We start from the raw sequence: 10,954 nt of genomic DNA on the forward strand, positions 1-10,954 counted from the left end.
CCATCGAAGGTGGTCGGGCGAGCTTCGGGTCCCGGCTCGACCATCGAGGGGGTCGGTGGCTGGTTGAGCGGCTCGACCGAGCGGAACAGGGGGAGGACGTTCTGGCGGGCGAAACCGCCGTCGGTCGTCCGAGTGACCGGCAGGGGACGTCGACACCGCTACGGTTGGTGACATCACCGGGAGCATCCTCGAGCCGATGGGGTCCACGGAGAGGTCATATGAGCGAGAAGAACAGGCCGAAGACTGACCGGGAGCGCCGGCCGTGGTTGTATGCGCGCGTGCCGGAACGGCCGTTGTTCGGTGAACCGGCACAGCCACTGCGGATCCTCGACCGCGACACCCATGCTGACCCAACGCCCTACGTCCGCGTGGATCTCGTCAGGTTCCTGCGCAGCCATGCGCCTTTCGACTCGCTGCCACCCGACACCGTCGCCCGGATGCTGGTGGACGTCGGCGACGAGACCGAACCTGCCGGCGCGGTTCTGGTGGACGGGTTCACCGAGCCGACCGACGTGGTGGTCGCGGTGATCAGCGGGCGCGTCGGACTGCAGGAGTCCACGGCCACCGACGGGTTCTCTGAAGTACTCGGTCCCGGAGCGGTTTTCGGGGTGTCTCCGGGACCGGGCGGTGAACTGCGCGGACCCCGTGCCGTCGTCGTCGAGAAGGCGCGGATCTGCCGTATCCCCGGTGATGCCGCACGACGTGCTCTGCGCGGGCGGTCGTCGACCGGCATTCCCGGGCTCGCCATGCGACTGTCGGTGCCGCGGCGCCGTGGCATGCTGCCGGGCGGCACCGGCCTGGTGGGCGACCTGCTGGTCGACAACCCACCGATCCTCGACGCGCACACCACGATCCGTGCCGCGGCGTCGGCGATGGCCACCCGTGGGGGACCGGTCTGCTATCGCGCAGCCAACGGCGCCGTGCGGATCGTCACCGATGCCGATCTGCGCGACCGCATCGCTGCGGGCGGCGCCACCGATGCTCCGATCACCGAGATCGGTGCCGCTCCGACGATCTCGGTGACCACGGACTTCCCGGTGTCCGACGTCATCACCCGGATCCTGGATCATCCCGCCGCCGATCACAGCACCGACGTGGTGGCGGTGGTCGATCCCGACGGCACCCTGCGCGGTCTGCTCACCCCGCGTGAGTTGCTGGCGACGCGCGTCGACGAGGTGACGCTGTTGCGAGCCGAACTCGCCTCGGCCGCCACCGTCGACGAACTGCAGGACCTCACCCGCCGATGGCCTCAGCTGATGGCCGACCTGGTCCGTCGGGGCCGCGCGACACAAGAGATCACCGCGGCGGGGTCATCGCTGCTCCAGACCTCGCTGCGGCGGGCGATCATCCTGACCGAGGCCGCGCACCCGGATCTCGCCTGGGACGCGGTGACGTGGATGTGCCTGGGCAGCGTGTCACGTCGTGAAGTGGTGCCCAGCTCGGACGTGGAATCGGCGGTGATCCTCGACGACACCGTCGACGCGACGATGCGCACGCGCCTGGCCGCCGCTTTCGGCGAGGTCGACACGATCCTCGCCGGCGGAGGCATCGCGCCGGACGACAACGGGGTGCGGGCCTCGGCGCCGCTGTTCGCCCGGACTCGCAGCGAGTGGGGCTCGGCGGCGGCCGCGTGGACCGATGCGCCGCTGGAGAACCGGGGAATGCTGTTCACCGCACTGCTCTTCGACGCCCGACCCCTGACCGGCGATTCATCGGTGTCGCTCGGGCCGAGCCTGTTCGGTGATCTCCGGACCCGACCGGACACGGTGAGATCGCTTCTGGCCGAGTCGCTCTCGACTCGGTCCCGGCTGCGGTCGGTGCGTGACGTGCTGACCCGTCGCGCGGGTGTCTTCGACATCAAATCCCACGCCCTGACCCCGCTGATCAACCTGGCCCGCTGGGCGGCGATCAGCGTCGGCGCCACCGAGGTCGACACCCGGTCCCGGTTGCGCGCGGCGGCGGCGAGTCCGCTTCTGGGGGAGGCGGACTCGGCCACCCTGCTCGAGGTGCTCGACGTGCTGCAGCGGGTCCGGCTGACCTACCAGGTCGCCTTGCTCGACCGTGGCGAACAACCGACCGACCTGATCACCATGTCGCGGTTGTCGCCGATCGACCGCAGCCTGATCGCCCAATCGGTGCGCGAGATAGCCGCCGTCCAACGACGCATGGCCGGACTCAGTGCCCTGGTCGGCGCCGGTGACCTCACCACGACGGACTGATCCCACCGGCTTCTGATCTCACCACCGCGTCCTCGTGAGCGGGACACCCGCGGCACCGGCGTCGGCGGCACAGCCGAATCCGGTCACCCAGCGGCCGTCGTCGAGTTCGACCCTGCCCAGCGACATCGGGGAGGGCAGCGCCGCGAGGAACCTGCCGAGCGCGGCCGGCGACAGCGTCCACACCTCGCCGTCGATCGCGGTCCCGGCATCGGGATCCCGGATGAGTCCCGGCTTGGCGGGTACGGTGTGGAGCTCGACCAGCCGATACGACGCGGCGGTGCGGACCTCGCCCGACCAGCGTGCCCCGCCATCGGCCAGTTCGTGTGTCAACGGACCACCGCGCATATGCGCCCCGAACACGGCGAGTTCGGTGCACTCGGCGTGCGCCTCCGGCCACGCTGCCCCGTTCGACCCCACGCCGTTCGACCCCACCCCGTTCGACACCACACCGCTCGAGCCTGTGTCGGTGAAGCGTCGGGCGAGGTCCATCACGACCGCGTCGTGATGGCCGCGACCGAGGAAGGTCACCCCGAACTGCGCGAGACCGCCGTCGGCCTCGGTGACCGTGCCGGCGGGCACGGCGACACCGCACAGGTCGAACAGATTGCAGAAGTTGGTGTAGGTGCCCATCCGGGAGTTCACGCCGACCGGATCGGCGGCCACCTCGGCCAGACTCGGGTGCATCGGCGCGGTCGGGACCAGTAGAGCGGTGGCCTCACCCCACGACGCGAACGACTCGTCGCGCAGCCGTGCGAGGGTGCGCCGGGCCCGGAGCAGATCGACCGCGCCGAACCGGTCGGCGGACCCGATGATCGAGGCCACCGTGGGATCGAGACCCACGGCATCGTCGTCTCCGGTCCGGGCGGCGTGCACGAACTCGCCGACGGCATCGGATCGTTCGGCGACCAGTGCGTCCTCGTACAGCAGTCTGGCCGCGGCGAGGAACGGTGACAGGTCGATGGTCTTGACCCGCATCCCGGCCTGCTCGGCGCGGGCCACGGCGTCGGCGAAGGCCTCACGCCAGGCGTCGTCGAGTTCCGGGAGTTGTTCGGGGACCGCGAGAACCGGGGCCTCGGGCGCGGCGAGCGCACACGCCGGGCCGAAGGGGCGCGGGCCGGTGGCCGCGGCCATCGCCGCCGTCGCGCGGTCGGCGGTGGCCAGGTCGGCGGCCAGGACGGTGACGACGTCGATGCTCGCGCACGCCGGCACCACACCGACCGTCGACACCACCCCGACGGTCGGTTTGACCCCGACGATGCCCTGCAGGCCCGCCGGGACCCGACCCGACCCGGCGGTGTCGGTGCCGATCGCGATGTCGGCGAAGCCGAGCGCCACCGCGACCGCCGACCCCGAACTCGACCCGCCCGAGATGTGGTCGAGCCGGCGGGAATCACGCACCGCCCCATACGGACTGCGCGTACCGACCAGACCGGTCGCGAACTGGTCGAGATTGGTCTTGCCGATCACCACCGCACCCGCGGACCGCAATGCCGCCACCGCGGGGGCATCGGCGTCGGGGGTGAAGGCGAAGCCGGGACAGGCGGCGGTGGTGGGCAGACCGGCGACGTCGACGTTGTCCTTGACCGCCAGGATCAGCCCGGCCAGCGGGCCGCGTGCGGCCACCGACGCGGCGTACTCGGCGGCCACCTCGTCGCGTGGACGCAGGGTGATGAACACCTCCGGCCGGTCGGCGGCGTCGATGCGGGCGTAGATGTCGTCGATGCGGGTCATGCGACCTTCCCCTCCTCGGAGAGTGCGGATACGTCGGTGATGGACGTGGCGGCGGTGATGTCCGGTGTGCGGCCGGCGGCGAACTCGCCGCCGAGCGCCCAGCGTCGGCGTTCCTCGTCACGGGCGCCTTCCATCGCGGTGCGGGTGGCGACGATGTCCTCGGCGTTGTCGGCCAGGAAGCGCTGGTGCTCGCCCAGGGAGAACGTGCCGTCGGTGATGCGGGTGGAGTCACCGCGCCCGGCGGCCACGTCGGCCCGCATGTCGAGCAGTTCCTCGGCGCTCACCGGGTACCAGCGGATGCGGTCGAAGAAGCGCAGCAGCCACGGGTGGTCGGGGTCGAAACCGTTCGCGGGCAGCGGATGCCGGTGATTCCACACCTGCGTGGTGCGGCCGACGAACTGGTAGCCGCCCGGCCCCTCCATGCCGTAGATGCACATGTAGGCGCCGCCGATCCCGACCGCGTTCTCCGGGGTCCAGGTGCGTGCCGGGTTGTATTTGGTGGTCACCAGGCGATGCCGCGGGTCGAGCGGGACCGCCACCGGCGCACCGAGATACACATCACCGAGGCCCAGGACGAGGTAGTCGGCGTCGAAGACGATGCGGTGGACGTCGTCGACGGAGTCCAGACCGTTCATCCGGCGGATGAACTCGATGTTCCAGGGACACCACGGGGCGTCGGAGCGCACCCCCAGCATGTAGCGTTCGATGGCCTCGCGGGTTGCCGGATCATCCCACGACAGCGGCAGTTCCACGGTACGGCTGGGTACCACCAGATCGGTGGCGGCAGGCAGCTGCGCCTCGCATTCGGTGAGCCACCGGCGCATCGCGGTCTGCGACCACACATCCGGATCGGCCTTGACCTGCAGCGAACGGATACCGGGGGTGAGGTCGATCAGCCCGCGCGGTGACTCCGCGGCGATCCGCTCGGCCAGGGCGTGCACCCGGGCGCGCAACTCCAGATCCAGGCGCATGTCGCCGTACTCGACGAGGATGTTGTCGTCGCCGGAGCGGCGGTAGGTCACCTCGGTGGTGCCGTCGGCGGTGGTGGTGCGACCGAGGATGCCGTGGTCGGCGTCGCCGCCGGTGGACAGGACGTGCGCGAAGTTCGCCCGCCGGGCCGCACCGAGCTCGCCGGGGGATGCCGCCGCGGTGGCCTTGATCGCGACGAACCGCACGGTGTCGCCGGGTTTGAGCTGTCCGAGCTTCCAGCGGTCGGCGGCGACGACGGTCACCGGGCAGACGAATCCACCGAGGCTCGGGCCGTCGGGGCCGAGCAGGATCGGGGTGTCACCGGTGAAGTCGAGCGCACCCACCGAGTAGGCGTTGTCGTGGATGTTCGACGGGTGCAGGCCGGCCTCACCGCCGTCGGTCCGCGCCCACCGCGGCTGCGGGCCGATCAGGCGGATGCCGGTGCGGTCGGAGTTGAAATGCACCTGGTACGCCGTGGACATGAGGTCCTCGACGTCGTCCTCGGTGAAGAACTCCGGCGCCGAATGCGGCCCGACGGTCACCGCGAGCTCCCACGAATCGGTCAGTGCGGGTTGCTCGTCGGAGGAGATCCGGGTCGCCGTGCGGATCGGCTCACCCGCCAGCGCGAGGGTGTCACCGTCGGACAGGGTGCGCCCGTCCTTGCCGCCGAACCGGCCCATGGTGAAGGTGGACCGGCTGCCGAGATACTCCTGCGCGTCCAGGCCGCCACCGACTGCGACGTACACCCGCAGCCCCAGCCCGTCCACCATGCCGATGTCGAGGACCTGCCCGGCATCGAGGTGGATCGGAACCCATTGCGCCACGGCCGTTCCGTCGACGGAGACCGGGACCGGGGCGCCGGTGACGGCCACCACGGTCGGGGCGTCGAAGCGGAGCCGGGGCCCGGCCAGGGTGGCCTCGAGCCCGGCCGCCGACGCCGGGTTGCCGACCGCCCGGTTCGCCAGCCGGAACGAGAGGTCGTCCATCGGCCCGGACGGTGGAACCCCGATGTTCCAGTAGCCCACCCGGCCCGGCCAGTCCTGGATGGTGGTCAGCGGACCGGCCCGCAGGATGTCCATCGTGGTCATTGTCGTCACCTCGGAAGTCGTTGCAGCAGTGTGGTTCAGGTGGGATCGATGGTCAGGCGCCGGGCCGGGTGACGATCACCCGGACGGCGGTGGGATCGAATCCGTTGCAGGGGTTGTTGATCTGCGGGCAGTTGGACACCAGGACCAGGGTGTCGGCGTCGGCGCGCAGGGCCAGACGTTTCCCGGGTGCCGAGCGCCCGTCGACGATGCCCAGCGCACCGTCCGGGTCGACCGGCACGTTCATGAAGAAGTTGACGTTGCCGACGAGGTCACGCTTGCCCAGCCCGTGCCGGGCACCGCCGATCAGGAAGTTCTCCACGCACGCGTGCTGATGCTTGGTGTGGTGGCCATAGCGCAGCGTGTTGGACTCCTGCGAGCAGGCACCACCGAGCGTGTCGTGGTTGCCGACCTCGTCGGCGACGATCGTCATCATCGGCTGCGACTCCTGATCGCGGATCACCGAGCCGGTGGTCAGGAAGATGTTGCCCTGTGCGGCGATCGTGGCCTGCGCCGAATACCGGATGGTGTGGTCGTTGCCGCCGTAGAACAGGGTGTCGACGGCCTGGTTGCCGAACAGGTCGACGATGGTGAGCACGTCGCCGGCGGCGACGATCCCCGACCAGGGGGAGCGTTCGGCGACGATCTCGTCGGCGATGACGGCGCCGCCGACGAGGGCCAGATCGGCGGCCGGGACGGTGGTCGGGTCGGTGCGGGGTGAAGCGGTGATGGTCATGGTGGTCTCCCGGGTGGTGAGCGCGATCAGAGGTGGGCGGCGAGGTGGGCGTCTTCGCTGTTGGCGACGGCGCGGGCGTACTCCGGATCGGCCGTGACGGCCTCGGGGCCCAGTGCTCCGCCGACGAGGGTGTCGAGGTCGGTACCGGCCCGCCAGGCGAGCACTTCGAGTGGGCCGCAGGTGAACTCCGACGCCGGGTCGAGCGGATGGGCGGTGTTGGCGATGGCGACGATCACCGGCAGATGCACGATCAGCTCCACCGCGGTGTCCGGGCCGGCCGATCCGGTGGAGATCAGCGCACCGTCGTCGGCGACGGTGACCCCGTGGAAGAAGGAGAGCGAGGGTGCGACATCGGTGGCGGTCAGCCCGTTCTTGGCCGCGGCGAGCAGCAGCAGCTCCCGCCCGGCGGGGGTGGCCGAGTAGGCCTCGCCCGCACCGAATTTCGCGATGTTGTCGGCGAGTGTGGTGGTACCGCACAGGGCGTCGTGGTGGGCGCTGGTGTCGTCGACGACGGTGGCCAGCACCCGTCCCTGGTCGCTGAGCAGGGGATGGCCGGTGCTCAGGTACGCCTGCCATGGCACCTTGACGGTGTCGGCGACGTTGAGTCGCTCCCAGGGGGCATCGGCACGCCAGAGCAGCAGATGGGCGCACGCACCGCCGGTCAGGTCACGCAGGCGCAGCCGGGTCCCGCGGGCGAGGACCTTGGTGGTGTAGCGCCCACCCGGCACCGTCTCGGCCCAGGTCAGTGCGGTGGCGTCGACACCTGCGGGAGGGGTGGGCCAGTCGGTGGCGGGTACCACCGGCATCGCGCCGGTGATGGTGCGGGACTGGGCGCGGGCGTGCTCGCGGGCCCCGGCGGTGGTGGCGGTACCCGCGGCGGTTGTGGCGGTGGTCATGGAGATCTCCTCGAAGGCTTTGTGGTGCAGACGGTTCGGGATCAGGCGGTCGGATTGCCGACCGGGCGGGGATGGGTCTTGCCGTGCGGGAAGCAGGCGATACCGACCAGGACGGTGACGGCGATACAGATCGGGCCGGCCCAGCGCAGGATGGGCATCTCGCCTGCCGGGTCGAAGACCTCGGCGCGCGGCCAGGCCAGGTTGATCACCATCAGAGCCCCGTAGATCACCGCGAGGGCGTTGACGACGATCCCGAAACGGCCGAGCCCGAACAGCTTCCTGCCCTCGGCGTCGACGGCTACGGTGCCCTTCGGCCAGCCCTGCAGGCGGCGGTAGAGCATCGGCGCGGTGACCGCGAGGTAGGCCAGGTAGATCAGGATGATGCAGACGCTGGCAAGGGTTGCGAAGATCGCCGAGTTGCCGACGTTGACCAGCAGGATCGCGATGCAGGCGACGCCGATCAGGATGGCCGGCGCGATCGGGGTCCCGGTGCGCGAGTTGACATGTGACAGGGTCGAGGAGAACGGGAGCCGGCCGTCGCGGGCCATCGAGAACATCAGCCGCGAGCAGGCGGTCTGGATGGCCAGGGTGCAGATGAAGATCGCCACCGCGACATCGCACAGCAGCACCTTGCCCCAGAAGCTGCCGAGGACCGAGTCGAGCACGTAGGGCAGTCCGCCGACGGCGAGTTCTTCACCGAGGGTGGGGGCGGCCATCAGGGCGCCGAGCAGCATCAGGCCGCCGCCGATCGCCGAGACGGTCAGCGCCATCCGGATGGTGCGTGGGGCGACACGACGCGGATTCTTGGTCTCCTCGGCGAGCTCACCGGCCGAACCGAAGCCGACCATCACATAGGCCGCCATCAGACCGGAGACGATGAACGCCCAGATGTAGCCGGGCTGTTCGCCGGGGACGCCGGTGTCGAAGACGACGCCGGGACCGCGTCGGGCGTGGGTGAACAGGGCCAGGACCACCGCGACCACACCGACGAGTTCGCAGGTGACGCCGATGTTGTTGACCAGGCTCATCCAGCGCACCCCGACACAGTTGATCGCGGTGACCACGACGATCAGGATCGAGCCGAGCAGTACCGCATTGGCGGCGCCGGAGGTGGTGGTCAGGGTCGGGTCGTCGCCGATGATCTGGAATCCCGACCACACGCTGGGCAGCACCACCTGCAGGGCGATCGCCGCGGCCGATGCGGTGACGATCTGGGCGATCATCATGAACCAGCCACCGAACCAGCCGATCACCTCACCGCCCATCCGGCGCGACCACTGATAGATGGCACCTGAGAGGGGGTAGCGGGCGGCGATCTCGGCAAAGCACAGGGCGACCAGGAACTGGCCGGCGTAGACGATCGGCCATGTCCAGAAGAAGGCCGGGCCGCCGAAACCGAAGCCCAGACCGAACAACTGGAAGATGGTGGTGAGTATGGAGACGAAGGAGAACCCCGCGGCGAACGAGGCGAACTTGCCCAGCGAGCGGTGTAGTTGCTGGTCGTAGCCGAAGGCGGAGAGATCGTCGGCGTCCTGGCGGATGGTGGGTGACCCGGCCCCCTGATCGGTGGGTGAGGTCGGTGCGGTTGCGGTCATGCGATGTCCTTCGAACGAGAGCTCCCCGTCGAGCATTTATCTGTCGAGTGATAGATAACCGCCCGGATTTTTCTGTCGGGTGATAGTTATGTTTCGGGTTCGGTAACTTCGGTGACGGCCGTGTTACGTCGCGGCCGACGAATCCGGGAGGTGTACATGCCTGCGACGGCAGGTCGCGCGACACCCGGCCGTGGGCGTCCACGGTTGGAGCAGCCGAAACGCGATGCGACGACGGCGCGCGAGGAGATCCTCGACGCCGCCGCCGAACTCTTTGTCCGACACGGCTACAGCGGAACCTCGACGCGGATGATCGCCGACGCCGTCGGCGTCCGGCAGTCCTCGCTCTACCACCACTTCAAGAACAAGGACGATCTCCTCGCGGCCCTGCTCGAGACCACGGTGGTGGGTCCGCTCGGCCATGCGCGCGCACTGCTCCACGCCGACGGGCCGGCGCTCGACCGTCTGCTCGACCTCGCCGAATTCGATGCCCGCCAGCTCGTCGAGGCGCGGTGGAACCTCGGATCGCTGTATCTGCTGCCGGAGGTCGCCGACGAGCGCTACGCCGAATTCCGGCTGGCCCGAAGGGCGTTGGCCGACGTCTATGAGCAGCTCAGCGTCGCGGTACTCGGTGACGCCGCCGACGACCGGCGTCTGCTGCCGTTCCGGATGGTCGAGTCGATCATCATGCTCCGCTCCGACGAGGAGCGCGGCGAACTCGCCGACCACTCCGCCGGCGACCTCGTTCCCACCATCGTCGCCGCGATCGCGTCGCTGGTGTCTTCGCCCCCGCACGCGCACGACTAGGCTCGACGACGTGTGCCTGATCCTGTTCGCGCTCGACGTCGACCCGCGACACCGGCTGGTCCTGGCCGCCAACCGCGACGAGTTCCACGCCCGCCAGACCGCGGGCGTACACCGCTGGGATGACGAACCCATCCTGGGCGGACGGGACCTCACGGCCGGCGGCACCTGGCTGGGCGTATCCACCCGCGACCCGAAACACCCTGCCGCTGCGGGTGATACACGACTCGCCCCGGGGGTTCATACCCGGCTCGCCGCGGTCACCAACGTGCGTGACGGCGTCGCCGTCCCCGACCCCACCAAGCGGTCCCGCGGACGACTGCCGGTGGACTTCCTGGTCGGCGACAGCTCGGCCGAAGATGCCGCCCGAGACCTGGTGGCACACGCCGAGGAGTACGCCCCGGTCAACCTCGTCGTCGACGACGGCGTCGAGATGTGGTGGGCCACCAATCATTTCGGTCCCGTTGCGCGACGCGTCGAACCGGGCGTGCACGGACTGTCCAACGGTCGGCTCGACGAGGGGTGGCCCAAGGTGCGGACCGGGATCGCCGGACTGTCGACGCATGTCGGCGACGATCCGACGACGCTGCTCGACATGCTCCACGACCCCACCACGGCCGACCCGGCGTCGTTGCCGCACACCGGTGTCCCCGCCGCCCAGGAACTCGGGCTGTCGGCGATGTTCGTCGACCTGGGGGAGTACGGCACCCGCGCGAGCACCGTCGTCCGCATCGGTGCCGACGGCCACGGTGACCTCGCCGAGCGCCGGTACGCCCCGGATGCCCGGTCGGAGACCTCGACCTTCACCTGGTGAGGTCGGCGCGACAACAGTCCGCCGCCATGGATGGTCGATCCCGAGGTGCGGATCTGTGGTGTCGGCAACCGGCTCAGGTGTGGTCCCTTCAGTGACCACCATGGATGG

8 protein-coding genes are annotated in these 10,954 nt (G+C 70.0%); 3 read left to right on the plus strand and 5 right to left on the minus strand.

Annotated elements, in window-relative coordinates; all coding sequences use genetic code 11:
• Positions 1-218: 218 nt before the first annotated feature.
• Complete coding sequence (locus tag GD1_RS21825) at positions 219-2,219, plus strand: putative nucleotidyltransferase substrate binding domain-containing protein (protein WP_157079581.1); 2,001 nt, start codon at positions 219-221, stop codon at positions 2,217-2,219.
• Positions 2,220-2,237: 18 nt separating this feature from the next.
• Here the strand turns inward: GD1_RS21825 and atzF are convergent, their stop codons facing one another.
• From atzF to GD1_RS21850, 5 genes are read right to left on the minus strand one after another with little or no spacing between them, the layout of a single operon-like run.
• On the minus strand, positions 2,238-3,950 hold the full coding sequence (gene atzF / locus GD1_RS21830) for an allophanate hydrolase (RefSeq protein WP_059039547.1): 1,713 nt from the start codon (positions 3,948-3,950) through the stop codon (positions 2,238-2,240).
• Entirely contained in the window at positions 3,947-6,007 is a 2,061-nt protein-coding gene (locus tag GD1_RS21835; protein ID WP_059039548.1) for a 5-oxoprolinase/urea amidolyase family protein, read from the minus strand. Before GD1_RS21835 ends, atzF begins: the two co-directional genes overlap by 4 nt.
• A gap of 52 nt (positions 6,008-6,059) precedes the next feature.
• Complete coding sequence (locus GD1_RS21840) at positions 6,060-6,740, minus strand: urea amidolyase associated protein UAAP2 (RefSeq protein ID WP_059039549.1); 681 nt, start codon at positions 6,738-6,740, stop codon at positions 6,060-6,062.
• Between the two features lie 26 nt (positions 6,741-6,766).
• A complete protein-coding gene (locus tag GD1_RS21845; RefSeq protein WP_059039550.1) occupies positions 6,767-7,636 on the minus strand; it encodes an urea amidolyase associated protein UAAP1 in 870 nt (289 codons plus the stop codon).
• A 41-nt stretch (positions 7,637-7,677) separates the two neighbouring features.
• On the minus strand, positions 7,678-9,231 hold the full coding sequence (locus tag GD1_RS21850) for an amino acid permease (RefSeq protein ID WP_059039552.1): 1,554 nt from the start codon (positions 9,229-9,231) through the stop codon (positions 7,678-7,680).
• Between the two features lie 156 nt (positions 9,232-9,387).
• On the opposite strand from GD1_RS21850, the gene GD1_RS21855 reads away from it, so the two are divergent.
• Positions 9,388-10,035: a TetR/AcrR family transcriptional regulator gene (locus GD1_RS21855; RefSeq protein ID WP_053776520.1), complete on the plus strand. Its 648-nt coding sequence runs from the start codon at positions 9,388-9,390 to the stop codon at positions 10,033-10,035.
• Between the two features lie 10 nt (positions 10,036-10,045).
• A complete protein-coding gene (locus GD1_RS21860; RefSeq protein WP_059039551.1) occupies positions 10,046-10,846 on the plus strand; it encodes an NRDE family protein in 801 nt (266 codons plus the stop codon).
• The last annotated feature ends 108 nt before the right edge of the window (positions 10,847-10,954 follow it).

Source organism: Gordonia desulfuricans NBRC 100010, assembly GCF_001485495.1.
Classification (GTDB): Bacteria; Actinomycetota; Actinomycetes; order Mycobacteriales; family Mycobacteriaceae; genus Gordonia; species Gordonia desulfuricans.